Raw genomic sequence first — 21,224 nt, forward strand, 5'->3', positions numbered from 1 at the left:
GGCACACCGACCACGCCCGCCCCCGCGCCGACGGCGGCGACACCAGCGCGCACAACGGGCAAGGCCTCTGCGAGAGCTGCAACTACCTCAAGGAGAACCCCGGCTGGCAGCACCACCCCGCCAGCGGACCGATGGAGCCGCACGCGGTCGACATCACCACCCCCACCGGACACCGACACCGCAGCACCGCCCCACCCCCACCACTCCCCCCGCCCCGCAGGCCAGGACGCCCCCGGGTCGACATCCAGCGCACCCGCCTCACCCTCATCGCCTGACGGACCCCTGCGCGTTCACGTCGACCGTTCACGCGACGTCAGCGCCCGATACCCACCGATCAGATCGGTCGCCCGGGACAGCCCCAGCCGGCGAAGCGTGGCGGCGGCCAGGCTGGAGCTGTACCCCTCGTTGCAGACGATGATGTAGCGCACGGCGTGGTCCACCGCGATGGGCAGCCGGTGTGGCGACGTCGGGTCGAGCCGCCACTCCAGGACGTTGCGGTCGACCACGACCGCGCCGGGGAGCTCGCCGTCGCGCGAGCGTTGCTCCACGGGCCGGATGTCCACGACAACAGCGCCCGCGGCGACCTCGTCCGCCAGCTGCTGCGGCTCGACCCGGTCGAGACCGGCACGCGCGAGGGCCAGGAGCTCGTCGATCGCCGGCCTGCCTGCCATGCGACCAGTCTCCTCCCGGAACCGCCCCAGCGGGCGGCCGAGATCAGCAGATGCCGCGCCGGACGCTCGCGACCGGCTGGCCGGCCCGCAGCTGGTCCGCCACGCCCCAGAACACCTCTGCGTAGTCGCCCCGCCGGACGGTGTCCTTCAGCAGTGGCCAGTCCCGGCTGGCGTCGAAGGCCGCCAGGGCCCGCTGCCGGGCGGCCGGCCCACCGTCGGCGTACACGTCCAGCCAGGCGCAGCCCACCGAGCCGGCCACCCTGGCCGCCGACTGGTAGGCGTCGTTGAATCCCGTGACCTCGACATCGGCGGCGGTGAAGCCGTCCGGGACGTCGACGTCCTGCAGCAGGTGGGTGACCGCCTCGTCCTTGTTGAACGGCGTGACGACGCCCGCCGGCACCGAGGCCGCCAGGCCGCGCTCGTCGGTCTGCACGATCCGGCCCAGCAGCTCGTGGTAGGCCGCGAGGTCCATCCCGGACCCGCGCACCTCCAGGAAGGAGCCGTTCTGCGCCGGTCGCATGGTCGCGTGGTCGTCCGGGGAGTAGGTGAAGGTCGAGGACGGCTTCCCGAGCAGCTCGGTCGCAACGGGGTCGCTCACGTGGAGGCGGTCCTCGAGGTAGGAGTCGTAGGCATCGGCGGGGTACTGCACCATCTCCAGGGACTGCTCACCCCTCGAGTAGGCGATGTCGGTCTCGCCCTCGCCGGAGTAGAGGAAGGTGAGGCTCCAGCCGGGAGCGTCGAGAGCGACGTACCTCCCGTCCGGCACCGAGGTGAGACCGGGCTCCGGCTTCGCCGACGCGGACGGCGCGGGGGCGGCGGGGCTGGTCGCGACCGGCGCCTGGGCCGGGTCGGCCAGCGCCGAACGCACGGCGGGCACCAGCGCAATGGTCGCGATGGCCACGGCCGCGGCAGAGACCGCGAGCCACGCCGGGGCGGGGCGACGGGACGGGCGGTGGTCGAGCTGTTCGACGACGGGCGTGGCCATGATTTCCTCCAGCAGGTCGGCGCGCGCGTCCTGGAGGGGAAGCCGGGCGACGTCCCGGTCGTGAATCGTGGGCGTGGGCTCGGTCATCGGTCCTCCTTCCGGGCGAGCTGCGGTTGTCTGCCGGTCACATGTCCGGGAGGTCCTGCCTCGTTGCAGGCCGGTTCGTCCTCCACCATGAGGGCACGCAGCCGCGCCCGGGACCGAGACAGCCGGCTGCGCACCGCGATCGGCGAGATCCCGAGGACCTCGGCGATCTCGCGCGGCTCGAGGCCCTCCCACGCGGCGAGCTCGAGCACCTCCCGGTCGCGGGCGGCGAGCCGGTGCATCGCCGCCCGCACGGTCTCCCGCTCGGTGACGCCGGCGGCGTGGTCGGGGGCGCACGCGGCGAGGTCCCGGCGCAGGCGGTCGCCCAGGGCGGTACGCCGGCCCTCACCCCGCCGGTGGTTGGCCAGCGTGCGGCGGGCCACGCCGTACAGCCAGAGGCGCGCCTCGTCACCGTCGGGCACGTCGCCCAGCCGGCGCCACGCGACCAGGAAGGTCTCCGAGACGACGTCGGCGGCGTCCTCGGGACGGTCGACCCGACGCAGGGCATAGCCCAGCAGTCGGTCGAACTGCTCGGCGTACAGGCGTCGGAAGCGCTCCTGCTGCTGGCTCACGACGCGCTCATGTCCGGCACGGACCCGATCGTTGCAGGCCGGGTCCGAAAAGATGGCAGGCCCGCGCCGGAGACGTCGTCAGCGGCGGCTGTAGTCCCGGAAACCCCGACCGGTCTTGCGACCCAGGTAGCCCGCGGTCACCAGGTGCTCGAGCAGCGGCGCGGGCGCGAAGCCCGGCTCACGGAACTCGAGGTAGAGCTCGCGCTGGATCGCCAGCGAGACGTCGTTGCCCACGACGTCGAGCAGCTCGAAGGGACCCATCGGCAGTGCACAGCCCTGCTTCATCGCCACGTCGATGTCGTCGGCCGTGGCGTAGTGGGCCTCGAGCATCTTCACCGCGTCGTTGAGGTACGGGAACAGCAGCGCGTTGACGATGAAGCCGGCCCGGTCGCCGCACGACACCGCCACCTTGCCGACCCGGTCGCACAGGGCACGCACCGTCTCGGTGACCTCGTCGGAGGTCGTCACCGTGGACACCACCTCGACCAGCTTCATCACCGTGGCCGGGTTGAAGAAGTGCATGCCGATGACGTCCTGCGGCCGCTTGGTCACGCGGGCCATCGAGATGATCGGGAGGCTGGACGTCGTGGTCGCCAGGATCGCGCCCGCCCCTCCCCGACCGTTCCGACAGATCTCGTCGAGGTTCTCGAAGAGCGTGGTCTTGACCTGCAGGTCCTCGGCGATGGCCTCGACCACGATGTCGACGTCCTTGAGGTTGTCGAGGCTCGTCGTGCCGGACACGCGGGCGAGCACCTCGGCCTTGGCCTCCTCGGTGGCCCTGCCGCGCTGGATCTGCTTGTCGAAGTTGCGGGTGATCGTCGCGACGACACCGTCCAGCTTGGCCTGCGAGCGGCCGACGAAGAGCACGTCGTACCCCGCCTTGGCGAAGACCTCGACGATCCCGCTGGCCATGGTCCCGGTCCCGACCACGCCCACGGTTCGGATGTCGTGGCGCAGCTGCGGCTTGTCGGCCTCGCTCGGGGTGTGGGCGTCGGGGACCACGATCGGGCTGTCGGGGGCCTCGTAGGTGTAGAAGCCACGGCCGGACTTGCGGCCGAGCAGGCCGGCGGTGACGTACTGCTTGAGCAGCGGGGCCGGCGCGTGCAGGCGGTCGCGGCCCTGCTTGTACATCGTGTCGAGGATCTCGTACGCCGTGTCGAGGCCGATCAGGTCGAGCAGCGCCAGCGGACCCATCGGGTAGCCGCAGCCGAACCGCATCGCGGCGTCGATGTCCTCGCGGGAGGCGTAGGAGCCCTCGTACATCGCGACGGCGTGGTTGAGGTAGCCGAAGAGCAGCGTGTTCGCGATGAAGCCGGCCTTGTCGCCGCAGACCACGGGGTTCTTGCCCAGCCGCTCCACGAATCCGGTGACGTCGTCGAGGACCGACGGCTCGGTGACCACGGTGCGCACGATCTCGACGAGGTTCTGCACCGGCGCGGGGTTGAAGAAGTGGACGCCGACCACGCGGCCGGGGTGGGCGTTGGCGGTCGAGATCTCGGTGACCGACAGCGACGAGGTGTTCGTCGCGAGGATCGCCGTCGGCGACACGACCGACTCGAGCTCGCGGAAGATCCCCTTCTTGACCTCGAGCGACTCCACCACGGCCTCGACCACGAGGTCCGCGTCGGCGAGGTCCTTCATCTCGGTCGTGAGCGTGATCCGGCCGAGGATGTCGGCCTGCTCGGCCTCGGTGATCTTGCCGCGCTTCACGGCGCGTGCGGTCGAGTGCTCGAGGTGCTGGCGACCGCGGGTCAGGGCCTCCTCGTTGATCTCGACGCCGACCACGGAGAGGCCGTTGCGGGCGAAGACCTCGGCGATGCCGGCACCCATGGTGCCCAGGCCGACGACGCCGACGGTGCGGAACTCACGGGCAGTTTCGGGGGAGCTGCTGGTCATGTCCGGCATCGTGTCACGCGCCACTCCGAGCACGCACCGTGAGTTAGTTCACCCGCGAGTAACTTAACGATCCAAGGGTCGGGACATCACGACACGCACCCCGTCGGCGTCCAGCCCGAGCGCGATCTCGTGGTCGTGCAGCCGTTGCCGGTACCCCGCGAGGTGCCCGACCTCCACGAACCCGAGGCGGGCGTAGAACGGTCCGTTCCACGGCACGTCGCGGTAGGTGCACAGCGACATGTCGGCGTACCCCGACCACCGCGCCTCCTCCATCGCGGCCCGGACCAGCGCGCTGCCGATCCCGCGCCGACCGTGCTCGGGCAGCACCGACAGCTGCTCGAGGTGGGCATGGCCCTCGTGGTCGGTGACGTGCGCGAAGCCGACCACCCGCTCCCCCACGACGGCGACCAGGATGAACCCGGGCTCGAGGTCCCGGTCGAGGCCGGACGGCGCGGGGGACAGCAGGACGGGTGCGAGGTCGGGCCCGAAGTGGTCCGAGAACATCGGTCCCCCGGCGTCCTCGACCGCGGCGAGGTGCCGCAGGTCGGAGGGGCGCCCCGGCCGGATCGTCACGCCCGGCACCGTCAGGGGCGCGGGCCGGCTCACGAGGCCCGGCGCATCACGAGGTGGACGGGGTTGCCGTCCGGGTCGGCCGCCCAGGCGACGCTGAGCCCGGTCGGTAGGTCGAGCGGCTCGGCCATCGGCTCGGCCCCCGCCTTCAGGAGCAGGTCCCAGTCGCCGGCGAGGTCGTCGGTCCAGAGCACGACCTCGGCCGCGTTGCCCTCGGCCGAGACGTCGAGGCCGTGGTCGTCCCGCGCGGCGGCCACCGACGCCACCCCGATCGTGGCGCCGCCCAGCCGCACCTCGGCGTGGACGGGCGTCCCCGCGGCCGGGGTCCGGAAGCTCTCGACGCCCCCGATCGCCGTGTAGAAGGCCAGCGCCCGTTCGACGTCCCGGACGTACAGGTTGATCTGGAAGTCGACGAACATGGCCGCCACCGTAGACTCCCCGCCCGTGAGACTCGTGGTGGCGCGCTGTCAGGTCGACTATGCGGGGCGGCTGACCGCCCATCTCCCGATGGCGACCCGGGTGTTGATGATCAAGGCCGACGGGTCGGTGCTGGTGCACTCCGACGGCGGTTCCTACAAGCCGCTGAACTGGATGTCCCCGCCGTGCACGCTGCGCGAGGGCGTCACCGACGACGGCCAGGTCGAGTGGACGGTCACCAGCAAGACTGAAGACACCCTCCGCATCCTGCTCGAGGAGGTCCACCACGACTCCTCCCACGACCTCGGCGTCGACCCCGGCCTGCAGAAGGACGGCGTGGAGAAGCACCTCCAGGCGCTGCTCGCGGAGCACCCCACGTCGCTCTCCCCCGGGCTCACGCTGGTACGCCGGGAGTTCCCCACCGCGATCGGCCCCGTGGACCTGATGTGCCGCGACGCCGACGGGCTCAGCGTGGCGGTCGAGATCAAGCGGCGGGGCGAGATCGACGGCGTGGAGCAGCTGACGCGCTACCTCGAGCTGCTCAACCGCGAGCCGTTGCTCACCGGCAAGGGTCCGGTGCGGGGCATCTTCGCCGCGCAGGAGATCAAGCCGCAGGCGCGGGTGCTCGCCACCGACCGCGGCATCGCCTGCGCGGTGGTCGACTACGACGCCCTGCGCGGGATCGACGACAGCGAGCACCGGCTCTTCTGATGCGCATCTTCCACATCGCGACGGCCGCGGACTGGCAGGCGGCCGAGGAGAGCGGCAGCTACACGACCTCCACGCTGGGCCGCACGCTGGCCGAGGAGGGGTTCATCCACGCCAGCCGGTCCGACCAGTGGGAGGGCGTGCGCGCCGCGTTCTACGCCGACGTCGCCGAGCCGCTGGTGCTGCTGGAGATCGACACCGACCTGCTGGACGTCCCCGTCGTCGAGGAGGTCCCCGCGCCCGGGATCAGCGAGACGTTCCCCCACGTGTACGGCGCCATCCCGGCGGCCGCCGTCGTCGACGTACGCCCGCTCGAGGCCTAGTCCGGCGGCCTGCCCGAGGCGCGCAACGACGCCGGGCCCTCGCCCGCGGTCGACCACGACCCCGACAGCGAGAGGACGGCCAGCGCCGAGGTCACCAGCGGGACCCAGCGTCCCGCCAGCAGGGAGGCCAGGTCCTCCAGCCCGGGGTTGTGGCCGACGAGGACGACCGTCGTGAGGTCGTCGTCGAGGCCACGCACCACGTCGAGCAGCTCCTCCCCCGAGGCGGCGTAGGCCCGCTCGTCGATGCGGGTGGTCGGGGGCACGGCGAGCTCCGCCGAGACCAGCTCCCAGGTGCTGCGCGCGCGGAGGGCCGGCGAGACGACGGCAACGTCGATGCCCTCCACGTTCGCCGCCAGCCAGCGGCCCGCCTTCGGCGCCTGGCGGCGGCCCCGGTCCGCGAGCGGGCGGTCGACGTCCGCCTCGTCGCCGGACCAGTCGGACTTGCCGTGCCGGAGCAGGACCAGCGTGCGGTCAGTCATCCCCGGCGCCGCCGTTCGCCGCCAGCCCCACGACCTCGTCGGCGCAGCCCCAGCTCAGCGTGATGCCGGCCCCACCGTGGCCGTAGCAGTGCACGACGCGCCCGGACCGTTCCAGCCGGACGGCCGGGCGCACCGGTCGCAGCCCCACCTTCTGCCGCAGCACCGTGGCGCCGCGCAGCGCGGGGACCAGCCGCGTCGCGCGCTCGAGGATGTCCGCCGCGCTCTCCGCGGAGGGCGTCCGGCTCCACTCGCCCTCCTGGTCGGTGCCCCCGACCACGACATCGTGCTCGCGCGGCACGACGTACGTCGGCCCGGCGCCGTCCAGCCACCAGTGGTCGAGCCCGACCTGCTCGAGGTAGAGCACCTGGCCCCGCACCGGCACGACCGTCCGGTCCGACCCCAGCAGCCGGGAGCCGAGTCCGGAGCAGTTGACCACCAGGTCCGCCCCCTCGGGCAGCGCCCGCAGGTTCAGCCGGGTGACCGTGCCGCCGAGCTCGGCCACCCGGCCGGTGAGCCACCGCAGGTAGACCGGCATCTCGACCACCGGGGTGGTGAAGGTCCAGCCGTCGACGTAGCCCTCCGGGAGCGCGGTCTCCCGGTCCAGGCCCGCCACCGCGGACCGCCACCAGGGGTCGGCCTGGCGCCGCGTGAACACCTCGGTCCCCTCGACCATCCGGACGCCGGCCTCGGGCGACCCGCCGTACTGCTCCGGGGCGCCGAGCGCGGCGAGGACGGCGTACGTCGTGGCGCCCCACGCGGTCACCTTGTCCTGCGGCAGCGCGCGGTACGGGTACCAGATCGCGGCCGCCACGGCCGAGGTCGTCTCCAGCGGCAGGTCCCGGGCGACGACGTCGACCCGGTGTCCGGCCTCGAGCAGGCGCACCGCACAGGTCAGCCCCACCACGCCCGCGCCGACCACGATCACCCTGCTCATCGGTGAGACACCCTGCTCATGGGTGAAAGTCTGTCCTACCGGGACGTAACCCGGGTCACAACGGGGTCGTTGGGTGGGCGACGAAAGGAACCGCCCGATGCGCCGACTCGCCCCCGTCCTGCTCGCCCTCCTGCTGGCCTGGGGGGTGGGCGTCCCGGCCGCCGCCCACGAGGAGCGCCCCGCGGAGTTCCCCGACGGGACCGGCCACCGCCCGTCGTTCCTCGGTTGGGACAACCCGCGGCAGCGGGTCGTGTGCAAGCCCAGCAGCGAGCGCCGCATCGAGGCGATGCCCGACGGCGCGGTGAAGCGGCGCAACGAGCGCCTGCTGCGCTCGTGCGACTTCCGCTCGATCCAGAGCGCGATCAACTCGATCGGGCGTCGGCACACGTCGGTCTACGTGCTCCCGGGCACCTACCGCGAGAGCCGGTGGGCGAACCTCCGTCGGAGCAGCTACTGCTCGCACCTGGAGACCTCCTCCACGGCACCCCTGGCGTCCGCGGAGTACATCGGCAGCCTCTCCTCCCCCGACACCGGCGCGAAGGAGAGCAGCAACGGGAAGTCGAACCCGATCGCGCTGTCCTACGCCGACCAGCGGGCGTGCCCCCACAACCTCAACCTGATCGCGATCTTCGGCGACCGCACGCCCGGGAACAAGGACATCTCCTGCGACAGCAGGTTCTGCGGCACCCAGGTCGTCGGCACCGGCCGGCGAATCTCCGACGTCACCGTCGACAATGACTTCCACAAGCTCAACGGCATCCGCGCCGACCGGGCGGGTGGGCTGTACCTGCGCAACATCGCCTTCCAGCAGGCGGAGTTCAACTCGATCTACGTCCTGGAGACCGACGGGTTCGTGCTCGACCACGTGGTCGCACGCGGCAACGACGAGTACGGCATCCTCGCCTTCGCCAGCGACCACGGCCTGATCCAGGGCTCCGAGGCCTACTTCAACGGCGACTCGGGTCTCTACCCCGGCTCCGGGGCGGACCTCAACGCCGACAACACACACTTCAAGGCCACCCGCTACGCCATCGAGATCCGCCACAACCGCAGCCACGACAACACGCTCGGCTACTCCGGCACGGCGGGCAACTCGATCTGGGCGCACGACAACGACTTCTTCGACAACGCGACCGGCATCGCCACCGACTCGCTCTTCCCCGGCCACCCCGGCCTCCCGCAGGACCACGCGCGCTGGAACCGCAACCGGGTGTTCTCCAACAACGAGAACTACTACACGAGGTACGTCGACACCGGGGTGTGCCAGAAGCCGATGGAGGACCGCGGCTACATCGACGGGACCGTGTGCCCGGTCGTCCCGGTCCCGGTCGGCACCGGAGTCCTGATCGCCGGGGGCAACTACGACTCGACCGACCACAACTGGATCTACGACAACTGGCGCAACGGCACCATGCAGTTCTGGGTGCCGGCCGCGCTCCGAGACGACTACGACCCCACGCACCAGAACGACACGTCGAACCACAACCACACCTTCGCCAACCAGATGGGCATCCGGCCCGACGGCACCGTGGCGCCCAACGGCCTCGACCACTGGTGGGACGACCAGGGTGCCGGCAACTGCTGGGAGGACAACGTCTACGCGGGCGGCAGCGGGACGGACAACTTCACCGTCCAGCCGCCCTCCTGCGCGGACGGCGGCTCGGTCCTCGTGCCCGGGGCGCCCGTGAAGGACGCCGGTTTCCTGTCGTGCAGCCAGTACGACCGCAGCGACCCCACCTGGCAGCACCCCGCCGGCTGCGAGTGGTTCGACAGCCCGACCGAGCCCGGCCATGGCTCGTAGGGCTGCGCCGTTCCTCGTCCTGCTGGTCCTGCTCCTGGCGGGCGTCGGCGTCGCGGTCGCGCGGAGCGCACCGGCGCTGACGGCGTCCGGCCCGACGTCGGTGACCGGCACGGAGGCCACCGCGGTCTTCAGCATCGGTGAGCACACGGTCCGGCAGGTCCGGTACGCCGACGGCGGCGTGCTGCGCTACACCTTCCGGCTGACCAACCACGGCCGGCTCCCCGTCACGATCCTCGGTCTCGCCGCGGACCAGCCGGAGTCGCGCCTGTTCAGCTACGTGGGGCTGACGGGCGCGGACGGCGACCGGCGGACGCGCCTGGGTGCGGGCGAGACCGGGGAGCTCACGCTCGCCCTGCGGATGGGCGGCTGCGAGAGCCTCTCCGCCCGGGCGGGCGCGTTCGTCCACGAGGTCGTGGTCCGGTCCGAGCGGGCCGGGGTCCTCGACGACGACGTGCGGGTCACCCTCCCCGAGGAGGTCCACACGGGGTCGCCGCGGGAGGCGTTCTGCCCCCGCTCGACCGCCACCTCCCGCCCCCCGGGCTGAGACGCGTCCCACACAGGCCGGCGGTACGTCGCGTACCGCCGGTATGGCATCCTGTCACTGCAGCCTTATTGACATCTTTTCAACAAGGAGCAGCATCCGTGGATCGCCCGCGCACGACCCCCGTCACCACCCGCACCTCCGTCACCGCCGCGCTCGGCGCCGTCCTCGCCGGCGCGCTCACGGCGCTCCCTCTCCTTCCCGTCCCCTCCCCCGCCCTGCTCCCGGCAGCAGAGGCCGGCACGGCCGGCGGCGCCGTGGTGGCCCGGGACGTGGTGATCGCGGTGGAGAACACCAACGCCACGCCCGTCGCGTGCGCGCCGGACAACAAGTCCTACGTCCTGCACGCGCAGCTCGTGGGCCCGCGCGACGAGGTGCTGAGCGCCGACATCCCGCGGATGAACGTGCTCGTGCATGATCTCGCCACCGGCTCGTGGTTCTGGCACCTGCGCCGGCGCCCGGCGTACGACTACGCGGGCAAGCTCGCCGCGGCCGGCGAGACCTCGCTGGTGCTCGACCGCCTCGGGTACGGCGACAGCACGCTGCCCGAGGGCAACGCCACCTGCCTGGGCGCGCAGGCCGACATGCTGCACCAGGTCGTCCAGCACCTGCGCTCGGGCCGCTACCGCTTCGAGGGCTCTTCGCGGGCCACCCCCGCGGCCCAGCACGTCGTGGTGCACGGCCACTCGGTCGGAGCGGCGATCGCGCAGGTGGAGGCCGCGACCTTCGACGACGTGGACGGCCTCGTCCTGATGTCGTGGACCGACAGCGGCGCGTCCTCCCGGGCCGTCGACGAGGCGTCCCGCCAGTCGGCGACCTGCCTCCGGGGCGAGGACTACGTGAAGACCGGTGAGAGCCGCAAGGACTACCGGTCCCTGCTGTTCGTCACCGCCCCGGCCGCGGTGCAGCGGACCGCGCTCGCCCGCCGCGACGTCGACCCGTGCGGGGACGCCCTGAGCCTGAGCCAGATGGTCACCACCTCGACGCTGACCGCCCGGGACGTCGAGGCGCCGGTGCTGCTGCTCTTCGGCGGCAAGGACGCCCTCAACCGGGACGGCGCCGCCGAGCAGCAACGGCAGGCCTACTCGTCGTCGGTGGCGGTGGCCTCCCGCACCCTCAGGAGCGCCGGCAGCGCCCTGCCGCTGGAGAAGTCGGCACCGCGGACGCGGGCCCGGGTGCTCGGCTGGCTCTCGCAGCTGCCGGGCTGAGCCTGGATCCACGCTGAGCGGGGTCAGGCCCCGTCCCAGCGGGTGACCTGCCAGCCGTCGGAGTCCGCGGCGAGGCCGATCACGCCGCAGTTGGGCAGGGTCACCCCGAGCCCCCGGTGCCGCGGCAGGCCGGCGAGCTGGGGCAGCGTCGCCAGGATGGCGCCGCCGTGGCTGACCACCAGGGCGGTCTCGCCCCGGTGCTCGTCGGCGATCTCCCGCAGGACCCCTTCGACCCGCGCGACGACGGCGCTGACCCGTTCGCCGCCGTCGATGGCGGCGTCGTCGTCCCCCTCGACCCAGTCGCGGAAGACCCGCTCGAAGTAGGCCTTCTCGTGGCGCGCGGTCCCCGCGAGGTTGCCCACGCCGTACTCGCGCAGGTCCTCACGCACCACGACGTCCGCGCCCAGCACGCCGGCGGCGATCTCGGCGGTCTGGACGGCTCGCGACATGGAGCTGGTCCAGACCCGGGCCACGCGTTCACCGAGCAGCGAGGCGCCGAGCTCGCGCGCCTGCTTGCGTCCGAGGAGGGTGAGACTGCCGCCGTGGTCGTTGCACAGGTCGGTCTCGTACTCCGCCTCGCCGTGACGGGCGACGAGCACACGGGCGGCGCACTGCAACGAGCTCATGGTGCGACGGTAGCGCCCGACGTCAGTCGAGGCCGTTGGCCTTCCTGATCACCTCGACGATGCCGCCCATGATCTCGGTGAGCCCGAAGTCCTTGGGCGTGTAGACCGCGGCGACCCCCAACTCGACCAGGCGCCGCCCGTCGGAGTCGGGGATGATCCCGCCCACGATCACCGGCACGTCGCCGAGACCGGCCTCGCGCAACCCGTCGAGGACCGCGGGGACCAGCTCCATGTGCGAGCCGGACAGGATCGACAGGCCAACGCAGTGCACGTCCTCGGCGACCGCGGCGGAGACGATCTGCTCGGGCGTGAGCCGGATCCCCTGGTAGATCACCTCGAAGCCGGCGTCGCGGGCCCGGACGGCGACCTGCTCGGCCCCGTTGGAGTGGCCGTCCAGGCCGGGCTTGCCGACCAGCAGGCGCAGTCGCCCGCCCAGCTCGTCACCGGTGGCCTTCACCGTCGCGCGCACCGCCGCCAGCTCGGCCCCGGCCTCCCCGACCGCCTGGGTCACGCCCACGGCGCCGCTGACGCCGGTCGGCGCCCGGAACTCGCCGAAGACCTCGCGCAGGGTGCCCGCCCACTCGCCGGTCGTGGCGCCCGCGCGGGCGGCGACCAGCGTCGGCCCCATCAGGTTGGTGTCGGACTTCGCGGCCTCGGCCAGCTTCGCCAGCGCCTCGGCGACCTCGGTCTCGTCGCGCTGCGCCTTCCAGGCGGCCACGCTGTCCAGCGCAGCCTGCTCGGCCTCGGGATCGGCGGTCTGGATCGCGGCGTCGAGGTCGGCGGTCAACGGCGACGGCTCGGTGGTCTCGTAGATGTTGACGCCGACGATCTTCTCCTCGCCGGCCTCGATCCGGCCCCGGCGCGCGGCGTGCGCCGAGACCAGCTCCTGCTTCATGTAGCCGGAGTCGACGGCGGCGATGGCGCCGCCCATCGCCTGGACCCGGTCGATCTCGGCGCGGGCGCCCTGGACGAGCTCGTTGACCTTGCGCTCGATCACCGGCGAGCCGTCGAAGATGTCGTCGTACTCCAGCAGGTCGGACTCGAAGGCGAGCACCTGCTGCAGCCGCAGCGACCACTGCTGGTCCCACGGCCGGGGCAGTCCGAGCGCCTCGTTCCAGGCGGGCAGCTGGACCGCGCGGGCGCGGGCACCCTTGGACAAGGTCACCCCGAGCATCTCCAGCACGATCCGCTGGACGTTGTTCTCGGGCTGGGCCTCGGTCAGGCCGAGCGAGTTGACCTGCACGCCGTACCGGAACCGGCGCATCTTCGGGTCCTGCACGCCGTACCGCTCCCGGGTGATCTCGTCCCAGAGCTCGACGAAGGCGCGCATCTTGCACATCTCCTCGACGAACCGCACGCCGGCGTTGACGAAGAACGAGATGCGCCCGACGACCTTCTCGAAGTCCTCCTCGGAGACCTGCCCCGAGGCCTTGACCTGGTCGAGCACCGCGATCGCGGTGCACAGCGCGTAGGCCAGCTCCTGCGTCGGCGTGGCCCCGGCCTCCTGCAGGTGGTAGCTGCAGATGTTGATCGGGTTCCACTTCGGGATCCGGTGGACGGTGTAGGCGATCATGTCGGCGATCAGCCGCATGGAGTGCTCGGGCGGGAACGCGTAGGTGCCGCGGGAGAGGTACTCCTTGATGATGTCGTTCTGGGTGGTGCCGGCGAGCTGCGCGGCGACCTCCTCAGGCGTCGCGTCAGGGTTCTGCTCCTCGGCGACGACCTGGTAGAGCGCGAGCAGCCACATCGCGGTGGCGTTGATCGTCATCGAGGTGTTCATCTCGACGAGCGGGATGTCCTCGAAGAGGCGGCGCATCTCGCCGAGGTGCGGGACCGGGACGCCCACCTTGCCGACCTCGCCCCGCGCCAGCGGCGAGTCGGGGTCGTAGCCGGTCTGCGTCGGCAGGTCGAAGGCGACCGAGAGACCGGTCTGCCCCTTGGCCAGGTTCGTTCGGTAGAGCGCGTTGGACGCCGCGGCCGTCGAGTGGCCGGCGTACGTGCGCATCACCCAGGGTCGGTCCTTCGAGGGACGGTCCTTCTCGATCATGGTCCGAGCGTAGAACCAGATCTACTCGGAGGTAACCGGCGTCCGGTGTGGGATGTCCGACACGTCGGCCGGGTGCCTCACGCCGGGGTCGCGACCCGTTCGAGCTCGACGAGACGCATCAGGTGGGAGAGGTGCAGCAGGCGACGCACGGCCGGTCCGCAGCCGCGCAGGGTCAGGTGCCTGCCCTCCCGGCTGGCCTCGCGGGTCGCGACCGCCAGCACCTTCAGGGCGGTGACGTCGCAGGTGTCGACGTCGCTGAGGTCGACGACCACGTCGCGGTCGTGGCCCCCGAGGTGGTCGTAGATGGCCTGACGCACCTCCCACGTGCTGCGCACGTCGAAGTCACCACTGAGCACGAGCGTCGGACCGTCGGTCATGATGTCCATCGTCCTGCCGTTCCCCCAGGGTCCAGAGAAACCCCGGCTCCCTCGTCGTCGATGAGGTCTCTGTACCCACTATGACGCCGGTCACGCGGGTTAGGTTGCCTCATCCCTCGGGGTAATTTCGTGGCGGCAGCCGGCCATCGCCCGGTCACGAACGACGTCTACGCTCACAGTCATGGTCAACCTCACCCGGATCTACACCCGCACCGGCGACCACGGCGAGACCCGCCTGGGCGACATGAGCACCACCACGAAGAACGACCTGCGGCTGCAGGCCTACGCCGACGTCGACGAGGCCAACGCCCACATCGGCGTCGCCCTGGCCCAGGGCGACCTCGACGAGGACGTGGCCCTGGTGCTGACGCGGATCCAGAACGACCTCTTCGACGTGGGCGCGGACTTCTGCACCCCGGTGGTCGAGAACCCCGAGTTCCCGCCGCTGCGGATCGAGCAGGAGTACGTCGACCGGCTCGAGCACTGGTGCGACCGCTACAACGAGGACCTACCCAACCTCCGCTCGTTCATCCTCAACGGCGGCACGCCCGGCGGCGCGCTGCTCCACGTCGCGCGCACCGTCGTACGCCGTGCGGAGCGGTCCGCGTGGGCGGCGTACGGCGAGCACGGCGAGACGATGAACGAGGTGGCGATCACCTACCTGAACCGGCTCTCCGACCTGCTGTTCATCCTCGCCCGGCACGCGAACCGCGAAGCGGGCGACGTGCTGTGGGTGCCCGGCGGCGAACGCTGAGCTCCAACGCCCACTTTTGGGGGCAGGGCCGAACGGCCGGGGCGCGAAGGCCCTCGTGGGGAATATGGTGTCGTCCATGAAGACTCGTCGCCTTCCGGCCCTCCTGGCCGCGCCAGTGCTCGCTCTCGCGCTCACCGCCTGCGGCGGCGGGGGCGGCGGCACCACCGAGAGCGGGGCCCAACTCGTCTCCGACGGCACCCTGACCGTCTGCTCCGACGTCCCGTACCCGCCGTTCGAGGACTTCGACAAGGGTTCCCCCACCGGCTTCAAGGGGTTCGACATCGACATCGTCTCCGAGATCGCCCAGGGCATGGATCTCAAGCTGACGGTCAAGGACTCCTCCTTCGACCCGCTGCAGAGCGGCCTGGCCCTGAACTCCGGCCAGTGCGACATCGGGGCGAGCGCCATGACCATCACCGCCGACCGCGAGCAGAACCTCGACTTCAGCGACGGCTACTACGACTCGAAGCAGTCGCTGCTCGTCCCGACCGGCTCCGCCATCAAGAGCATCGACGACCTGTCCGGCAAGAAGGTCGGCGTGCAGCAGGGCACCACGGGCAAGACGTACGCCGAGGAGAACGCCACCGGGGCCGACCTCGTGACGTTCCCCAGCGACGCGGAGATGTACCAGGCCATCAAGGCCGGGCAGGTCGACGCGCTGCTCCAGGACCTTCCTGTGAACCTGAACCACCAGCAGGCTGGCGGCTTCGAGATCGTCCAGACCTACTCCACCAACGAGCAGTACGGCCTGGCCATGAAGAAGGGCAACACCGCCCTGGTCGACGACGTCAATGCGCAGCTGAAGAAGATGCACGACGACGGCACGTACGACGAGATCTACAACAAGTACTTCTCGACCAAGTGACCTCGCCGCAGGTCTCGGCGCAGTCCCGGAGGGAGCGCTCGTGAAACGCAGCACCAAGCGCAGGCTGACCAACGGCATCCTCTACGGGATCCTGGTGCTGGCGGTCGTCCTCCTCGGCGCCCTCGTCAACTGGACGGCCGTCAAGGACAACTTCTTCGACTCGGCCGGCTGGGGACGCGACGGCAACTGGGACGACCTCATCACGATCGGCGTCAAGAACACGATCGTCTACACCCTCATCGCCTTCGTGTTCGGCTTCGGTCTGGCGATCCTGCTCGCGCTGATGAAGCTGTCGCCGGTCGCGCCGTACCGGTGGCTGGCGACGGGCTACATCGAGTTCTTCCGCGGGCTGCCGGCCCTGATCGTCATCCTGGTGATGGCGTTCGGTGTCCCGATCGCGTTCGGCTGGAGCCCGCCGGGCGGGCTCGTGGGCGCCGGCCTGATCGCCCTGATCCTGGTCGCGGGCGCCTACATGGCCGAGACCCTGCGCGCGGGCATCCAGGCGGTGCCGAAGGGGCAGACGGAGGCGGCGAGGTCGCTGGGCATGAGCTCCGGGCGGACCACGCTTTCGGTGGTCCTCCCCCAGGCCTTCCGGATCGTCATCCCGCCGCTGACCAACGAGTTCGTGCTGCTGATCAAGGACACCGCGCTGCTGTTCGTGATCGGCGTCGAGGTCGGCCAGCGCGAGCTGACCACGGTGGCGCGTGACCTGATCACGTCCGGACCGACCGCGGGCACGTCCACCAGCCTGATCCAGGCGGCCTTGCTGTACCTGATCATCACGCTTCCGCTGACTCGCCTGGTCGCCTGGCTCGAGAAGCGCCAACAGAGGGCACGGTGACGACATGACGGTCCCCACGCAGAACCCCACCGAGAAGAAGTCCGGCCGGGCGATCGAGGTGCGCGAGCTGCACAAGTACTTCGGCGAGCTCGAGGTGCTCAAGGGCATCGACTTCCACGTCGACCACGGCCAGGTCGTCTGCGTCATCGGCCCGTCCGGGTCGGGCAAGTCGACGCTGCTGCGCTGCGTCAACCGCCTCGAGGACCCGACGTCGGGCACGATCGTGGTCGAGGGGGTGGACATCTGCGACCCCGAGGCCGACCTCGACGACGTGCGGAGCCGGATCGGCATGGTGTTCCAGTCGTTCAACCTGTTCCCGCACATGAACGTGATGCGCAACCTGTGCATCGCCCAGCAGCGGGTCCGCGGGCGCGGCAAGGACGAGGCGATCGAGGTCGCCCGCACCAACCTCGCCAAGGTCGGCCTGGCCGGCAAGGAGGACGCCTACCCGGCGCACCTGTCCGGCGGGCAGCAGCAGCGCGTGGCCATCGCCCGGGCGCTGTCCATGGACCCCGACATGATGCTCTTCGACGAGCCGACCTCCGCGCTCGACCCGGAGCTGGTCGGCGACGTGCTGGCGGTCATGAAGGACCTGGCGTCCGAGGGCATGACGATGATGGTCGTGACGCACGAGATGGGCTTCGCCCGCGAGGTGGGCGACAAGCTGGTCTTCATGGACGACGGGGTCATCGTGGAGGAGGGCGACCCGGTCGAGGTGCTGGCAGACCCCCAGCACGAGCGCACGCGCTCGTTCCTGTCCAAGGTGCTCTAGTCGCGGGCGTGGAAACTCGCCCGGCCGGAACTTCCTCGGAAGAAGTCCCGGACGCGGTGTCGGATCGGGGCAGGCCTGTTCGTGGCAGGGGTGAGCGGCCGCCCACGGGGGCGCCCCACACCACAGGAGATGATCTGCGATGCAGTACCTGGTTTCCGTGATCGACGACGGCACCGGCTCGGCCACCGAGGCCGAGATGGCTGCCACCAACGCGTTCAACGACCGGCTCCGGGCCGCGGGGCACTGGGTCTTCGCCGGCGGCCTCGGGTCGCCCGACCCGGCCACCGTCATCGACAACCGGGGTGCCGAGCCGGTGCTCACCGACGGCCCCTTCGTGGAGTCGAAGGAGTACCTCGCCGGCTTCTGGATCATCGAGGCCGCCGACCTCGACGTGGCGCTCGCGCTCGCCGCCGAGGGGTCGAAGCACTGCAACCGGAAGGTCGAGCTGCGACCGTTCCTGTGAGCGTGTCCGACGGCGTCGAGCGGTCGGCGACGACGGAGTACGCCGAGCCGAATCAGTCTCCCCGCTCCCGCGCGTGCTAGGAATGCCCATGATCTCGGGGGGCGGGCGTCCACACGTGGTTGCGAGTGAGTGGTCCCGGCTGGGGGTACACGTTCTCCGGGGAGCTTGCCCATCGTCGTGATCACCAGCTCGATGCGATGTGGCGGCTTCCGCTGGTCAAGGTGTTGGGGTGGTCCGACCGAAGAACGGCCGATCACATGCTCGAGGTCATCCGGTCCCTGGACCTGGGCGACGTCGAGTCCACGCACTCGGGCGGCGCCGGCCTCGTCGAGCTCTCCGCTGCGGCCGTCACCAAGGCGGGGGCCCTGGCCGACTTCTGCCGCTCCTGCGGAGTGTCCGCCGACGACGTGATCGCGTTCGGGGACATGCCCAACGACGTGCCCATGCTTGAGTGGGCCGGCCGGTCGTGGGCCATGGCCAACGCCCACCCCGAGGCGCGGGACGCCGCGACGGCCATCACCGGCAGCAACGACAACGACGGAGTCGCTCAGGTGCTCGAGGACTTGTTCGCCTGATCCGGCGGCAGCCGTGCCGGCCGCTCTTCCGGGACGTAGGCCTCTCCGCACGCCGCACAGCCCGGCGCACCCTTGAGATCAAGGAATGCGACCACGGGAGGCCCTTCATGTCCGCACAGAGCTCATCACCTGTACCGACCGCTTACCCGGCGCGCCTCGAGGTCGACTACTCGGACCAGTACAACCGGGTCACGACCCTCTTCCGGATCGTGCTCATCATCCCGATCGCGATCGTCTACGGGGCGCTCACGGCCGGCGCCACCGAGACGGTCTACGACCAGAGCAGCGACACGACGACCACCACGAGCGGCGGGATCGCCGCCGGCCTGTTCGTGGCGACGTTGCTGATGATCCTCTTCCGGCAGCGCTACCCACGCTGGTGGTTCGACTTCGCGCTCGAGCTCGCGCGGTTCGGCACCCGCATCGGCGCCTACGTCGCACTGCTCACCGACCGGTACCCCTCGACGGTCGAGGAGCAGGACGTCCACCTCGAGATCGACTACCCCGACGCCGAACGCGACTTGAACCGCTGGCTGCCGCTGGTGAAGTGGCTGCTCGCGATCCCGCACTTCTTCGTGCTGTTCTTCCTGACCGTGGGCGCCTTCTTCGCGGTCGTCGTCGCGTGGTTCGCGATCCTGTTCACCGGACGCTATCCGCGCGGGCTGTTCGACTTCGTGGTCGGCGTCGGTCGGTGGTGGCTTCGGGTGGAGGCATACGCGTTCCTCCTCGTCACCGACCGGTACCCGCCCTTCTCTCTCCGCTGAGCGCCGATCACCGCCTCGAGGCTCGGCCTGCCCCAGACGATCACCGCTCAGGCCATGGCACGCACGAGCATCGCCGTCACTGCCAGCACCACGATGCCGAAGCCGGACAGCACCAGGCCGAGCACCGTGAGCAGCGCGCCGTCCAGGGCGCGGTCGCGGTCGGGGACGCGGGACGCGGCGCGGCGGCCGACGACGAAGAGCCGGACCCCGGCCAGCACCAGGCACAGCCCCATCGCTGCGGAGGCCAGCCACCACGACATGGGGGTCAGCGCTCCACGGTCGAGGGCGCCCGCGTCGACCTGACCGCGGCCACCGACAGCGCCGCGGGGACCATCAGCGCGGCCACGGCGAGCAGCGAGTCCAGGGTGCCGACCCGGTCCCCGAGCTGCCCCAGCAGCGGAGGACCGGCGAGGAACGCGGCGTACCCGATCGTCGAGACGACGCTGACTCGCGCCGCGGCGCGCGCCGGGTCGTCCGCGGCCGCGCTCATGCCGACCGGGAATCCCAGCGACGCCCCGAGGCCCCACACCACGATCCCGGCGCCGACGACGAGCCAGTGCCCGCCGGCCACGACCAGCAGGATGCCCGCAGCCGCGGCCGCGCTGGTCGCCCACAGCACCGGGGCGCGACCCCAGCGGTCGAGCGCGACCGGCCCGACCATGCGGCCGGTCGTCATGGCCGTCACGAACACGGCGAAGCCGAGGACGCCGACCCAGTGCCGCGCGCCGTACCCGTCGATGATCGCCAGCGAGAGCCAGTCGTTCGCCGACCCCTCGACCGTGGCGAAGGCGAGCACCATGACACCGACCGCCAGGGTCCGCGGCTCGCGCCAGGCGGACCGCACGACCTCCGGCGCCTCGGGCGGCGCGGACGGAGGCAGGAACGCGCGGCCCACCACCACGACCAGGACGAGGGCCAGCACACCGACGCCGCCGAGGTGCACCGGCAGCGGCGCGTGGACCGCCGCCATCGGGATGCCGACCGCGGCGCCCGCGATGCTGCCGAAGCTCCAGCCGGCGTGGAACCTGGGCATGATCGTGCGGCCGAGGCGACGTTCGACCTCGGCGCCCTCAACGTTCATCGCCACGTCCCAGACACCGCTGCCGAGGCCGTAGGCGAAGAAGCCCGCCGCGGTCACGGCCACCGAGTCCTGGGCCGCGACGCCGACGGAGGCGGTCCACAGACCGATCGCCGTCAGGACCCCGCCGAGCCGTACGACGGCCGCGGCCGACGTGCGCTCGATCAGCCGGCCGCTCGAGGGCAGGGCCAGCACGGACCCGGCCGCGATCGCGAGCAGCAGCAACCCCAGCGACCCGTTGTCGAGCTCCAGCCCGGAGCGCAGGTCCGGGATCCGCGACACCAACGTGGCGAAGCAGAAGCCGTTGAGCGCGAAGGTCAGCGCAACCGCGTTGCGCGCGGCGGTCACCACAGGCACCGCCCCAGTCCACCCCACGTGGGGCCATCGCTCCAAGTCCGCCCCACGTGGGCCGCACGGGGCTCAGCGTGGGGGGCGGGTCCAGTCCGTGCCGGGCGGGCCCGCCTCCAGCCACGACTGGAAGCCCATCAACGAGGAGGGGTTCATGGCCAGCTCGACCTCGCCGGCCGGCGTCGTGCAGCGGATCACGACGTGGTCGGGGTAGAGCGACATCTGCTCCACGCCCTCGGGGTCACGCCGGCCGGAGAAGACCAGGGTCGAGCGCTGCCAGACCCGCTTGGGCCGCGGCGAGAGGGAGAAGATCCGGAACCACTCGAGGTCCTCGCCGGAGTAGCGGCCGAGCCCCAGAAGCCAACCGCGCCCGGCCCTCTCGGGACGGACGCGGTAGCTGACCTCGAAGGTGCCGCCGTTGCGGGACAGCACCCGGCGCCGGACGATGAGGGCGACACCGTAGAGCAGGACGAGCAGGAGCAGGCCGCCGGCCGCGTCGAGCAGCCACTGCCAGACCGGCATTCG

General features: G+C 71.4%; 27 protein-coding genes. 13 read left to right on the top strand and 14 right to left on the bottom strand.

Annotated elements, in window-relative coordinates; translation table 11 throughout:
• Positions 1-275 (top strand): HNH endonuclease (locus ABD268_RS19790; RefSeq protein ID WP_344156530.1); only part of this gene is annotated, 275 nt, incomplete at its 5' end.
• Positions 276-290: 15 nt separating this feature from the next.
• On the opposite strand, the gene ABD268_RS19795 is transcribed toward ABD268_RS19790, so the two are convergent.
• The 6 genes from ABD268_RS19795 to ABD268_RS19820 all read right to left on the bottom strand — a co-directional run bounded on the left by ABD268_RS19795 (position 291) and on the right by ABD268_RS19820 (position 5,197).
• Positions 291-671 carry a rhodanese-like domain-containing protein gene (locus ABD268_RS19795; RefSeq protein WP_344156533.1) on the bottom strand — a complete coding sequence of 127 codons (381 nt, stop codon included), beginning with the start codon at positions 669-671 and terminating at the stop codon, positions 291-293.
• A gap of 43 nt (positions 672-714) precedes the next feature.
• Complete coding sequence (locus ABD268_RS19800; RefSeq protein WP_344156536.1) at positions 715-1,743, bottom strand: hypothetical protein; 1,029 nt, start codon at positions 1,741-1,743, stop codon at positions 715-717.
• Positions 1,740-2,312 carry an RNA polymerase sigma factor gene (locus ABD268_RS19805; RefSeq protein ID WP_344156539.1) on the bottom strand — a complete coding sequence of 191 codons (573 nt, stop codon included), beginning with the start codon at positions 2,310-2,312 and terminating at the stop codon, positions 1,740-1,742. Before ABD268_RS19805 ends, ABD268_RS19800 begins: the two co-directional genes overlap by 4 nt.
• Before the next feature lie 78 nt (positions 2,313-2,390).
• On the bottom strand, positions 2,391-4,208 hold the full coding sequence (locus ABD268_RS19810; RefSeq protein ID WP_344156542.1) for a 3-hydroxyacyl-CoA dehydrogenase family protein: 1,818 nt from the start codon (positions 4,206-4,208) through the stop codon (positions 2,391-2,393).
• Positions 4,209-4,271: 63 nt separating this feature from the next.
• Positions 4,272-4,781: a GNAT family N-acetyltransferase gene (locus ABD268_RS19815; protein WP_344156545.1), complete on the bottom strand. Its 510-nt coding sequence runs from the start codon at positions 4,779-4,781 to the stop codon at positions 4,272-4,274.
• Positions 4,782-4,810: 29 nt separating this feature from the next.
• Complete coding sequence (locus ABD268_RS19820; RefSeq protein WP_344156548.1) at positions 4,811-5,197, bottom strand: VOC family protein; 387 nt, start codon at positions 5,195-5,197, stop codon at positions 4,811-4,813.
• 25 nt (positions 5,198-5,222) lie between these two features.
• On the opposite strand from ABD268_RS19820, the gene nucS reads away from it, so the two are divergent.
• Complete coding sequence (nucS, locus tag ABD268_RS19825) at positions 5,223-5,906, top strand: endonuclease NucS (RefSeq protein WP_344156551.1); 684 nt, start codon at positions 5,223-5,225, stop codon at positions 5,904-5,906.
• Positions 5,906-6,226, top strand: a complete 321-nt coding sequence (locus ABD268_RS19830; RefSeq protein WP_344156554.1) for a DUF952 domain-containing protein — start codon at positions 5,906-5,908, stop codon at positions 6,224-6,226. The genes nucS and ABD268_RS19830 overlap by 1 nt, the downstream gene beginning before the upstream one ends.
• Here ABD268_RS19830 and ABD268_RS19835 read toward each other — a convergent pair.
• Together ABD268_RS19835 and ABD268_RS19840 are read right to left on the bottom strand one after the other, a co-directional pair.
• Positions 6,223-6,705, bottom strand: coding sequence for a SixA phosphatase family protein (locus ABD268_RS19835; protein ID WP_344156557.1), 483 nt, complete (start codon positions 6,703-6,705; stop codon positions 6,223-6,225). The two genes, ABD268_RS19830 and ABD268_RS19835, sit on opposite strands and share 4 nt — an antisense overlap.
• Complete coding sequence (locus tag ABD268_RS19840; RefSeq protein ID WP_344156559.1) at positions 6,698-7,639, bottom strand: FAD-dependent oxidoreductase; 942 nt, start codon at positions 7,637-7,639, stop codon at positions 6,698-6,700. Before ABD268_RS19840 ends, ABD268_RS19835 begins: the two co-directional genes overlap by 8 nt.
• Before the next feature lie 97 nt (positions 7,640-7,736).
• Here ABD268_RS19840 and ABD268_RS19845 point away from each other — a divergent pair, with 97 nt between their 5' ends.
• The 3 genes from ABD268_RS19845 (at position 7,737) to ABD268_RS19855 (ending at position 11,189) form a co-directional block, all read left to right on the top strand.
• Complete coding sequence (locus tag ABD268_RS19845) at positions 7,737-9,440, top strand: right-handed parallel beta-helix repeat-containing protein (RefSeq protein WP_344156561.1); 1,704 nt, start codon at positions 7,737-7,739, stop codon at positions 9,438-9,440.
• Positions 9,430-9,984 carry a hypothetical protein gene (locus tag ABD268_RS19850; protein ID WP_344156563.1) on the top strand — a complete coding sequence of 185 codons (555 nt, stop codon included), beginning with the start codon at positions 9,430-9,432 and terminating at the stop codon, positions 9,982-9,984. The genes ABD268_RS19845 and ABD268_RS19850 overlap by 11 nt, the downstream gene beginning before the upstream one ends.
• A 98-nt stretch (positions 9,985-10,082) precedes the next feature.
• Positions 10,083-11,189 carry an alpha/beta fold hydrolase gene (locus ABD268_RS19855; protein WP_344156566.1) on the top strand — a complete coding sequence of 369 codons (1,107 nt, stop codon included), beginning with the start codon at positions 10,083-10,085 and terminating at the stop codon, positions 11,187-11,189.
• Positions 11,190-11,212: 23 nt separating this feature from the next.
• On the opposite strand, the gene ABD268_RS19860 is transcribed toward ABD268_RS19855, so the two are convergent.
• From ABD268_RS19860 to ABD268_RS19870, 3 genes are all read right to left on the bottom strand, one after another.
• Positions 11,213-11,815, bottom strand: a complete 603-nt coding sequence (locus ABD268_RS19860) for a histidine phosphatase family protein (protein WP_344156569.1) — start codon at positions 11,813-11,815, stop codon at positions 11,213-11,215.
• Positions 11,816-11,837: 22 nt separating this feature from the next.
• The gene (locus ABD268_RS19865) at positions 11,838-13,862 is read right to left on the bottom strand and encodes a protein meaA (protein ID WP_344156572.1); all 2,025 of its coding nucleotides are present in this window, start codon (positions 13,860-13,862) and stop codon (positions 11,838-11,840) included.
• Between the two features lie 77 nt (positions 13,863-13,939).
• Positions 13,940-14,239 (bottom strand): STAS domain-containing protein, encoded by a 300-nt coding sequence (locus tag ABD268_RS19870; RefSeq protein ID WP_344156574.1) that lies wholly within the window; start codon positions 14,237-14,239, stop codon positions 13,940-13,942.
• Between the two features lie 181 nt (positions 14,240-14,420).
• Between ABD268_RS19870 and ABD268_RS19875 the strand changes: the two genes are divergently transcribed.
• From ABD268_RS19875 to ABD268_RS19905, 7 genes are all read left to right on the top strand, one after another.
• Positions 14,421-14,993: a cob(I)yrinic acid a,c-diamide adenosyltransferase gene (locus ABD268_RS19875; RefSeq protein ID WP_344156577.1), complete on the top strand. Its 573-nt coding sequence runs from the start codon at positions 14,421-14,423 to the stop codon at positions 14,991-14,993.
• Between the two features lie 76 nt (positions 14,994-15,069).
• Entirely contained in the window at positions 15,070-15,858 is a 789-nt protein-coding gene (locus ABD268_RS19880; protein ID WP_344156580.1) for an ABC transporter substrate-binding protein, read from the top strand.
• A 40-nt stretch (positions 15,859-15,898) separates the two neighbouring features.
• Entirely contained in the window at positions 15,899-16,699 is an 801-nt protein-coding gene (locus ABD268_RS19885) for an amino acid ABC transporter permease (RefSeq protein ID WP_344156583.1), read from the top strand.
• 4 nt (positions 16,700-16,703) lie between these two features.
• On the top strand, positions 16,704-17,471 hold the full coding sequence (locus tag ABD268_RS19890; RefSeq protein ID WP_344156586.1) for an amino acid ABC transporter ATP-binding protein: 768 nt from the start codon (positions 16,704-16,706) through the stop codon (positions 17,469-17,471).
• 139 nt (positions 17,472-17,610) lie between these two features.
• Positions 17,611-17,934, top strand: a complete 324-nt coding sequence (locus ABD268_RS19895; RefSeq protein ID WP_344156589.1) for a YciI family protein — start codon at positions 17,611-17,613, stop codon at positions 17,932-17,934.
• A 197-nt stretch (positions 17,935-18,131) separates the two neighbouring features.
• A complete protein-coding gene (locus ABD268_RS19900) occupies positions 18,132-18,509 on the top strand; it encodes an HAD family hydrolase (RefSeq protein ID WP_344156961.1) in 378 nt (125 codons plus the stop codon).
• Positions 18,510-18,616: 107 nt separating this feature from the next.
• On the top strand, positions 18,617-19,273 hold the full coding sequence (locus tag ABD268_RS19905; protein WP_344156592.1) for a DUF4389 domain-containing protein: 657 nt from the start codon (positions 18,617-18,619) through the stop codon (positions 19,271-19,273).
• 47 nt (positions 19,274-19,320) lie between these two features.
• Here the strand turns inward: ABD268_RS19905 and ABD268_RS19910 are convergent, their stop codons facing one another.
• The 3 genes from ABD268_RS19910 to ABD268_RS19920 all read right to left on the bottom strand — a co-directional run bounded on the left by ABD268_RS19910 (position 19,321) and on the right by ABD268_RS19920 (position 21,221).
• Positions 19,321-19,533: a hypothetical protein gene (locus tag ABD268_RS19910; RefSeq protein ID WP_344156595.1), complete on the bottom strand. Its 213-nt coding sequence runs from the start codon at positions 19,531-19,533 to the stop codon at positions 19,321-19,323.
• A 5-nt stretch (positions 19,534-19,538) separates the two neighbouring features.
• Positions 19,539-20,708, bottom strand: coding sequence for an MFS transporter (locus tag ABD268_RS19915; protein ID WP_344156598.1), 1,170 nt, complete (start codon positions 20,706-20,708; stop codon positions 19,539-19,541).
• Positions 20,709-20,771: 63 nt separating this feature from the next.
• Entirely contained in the window at positions 20,772-21,221 is a 450-nt protein-coding gene (locus ABD268_RS19920; protein WP_344156601.1) for a DUF2550 domain-containing protein, read from the bottom strand.
• Between the last annotated feature and the right edge of the window lie 3 nt (positions 21,222-21,224).

The organism is Nocardioides koreensis (genome assembly GCF_039531775.1).
Classification (GTDB): Bacteria; Actinomycetota; Actinomycetes; order Propionibacteriales; family Nocardioidaceae; genus Nocardioides; species Nocardioides koreensis.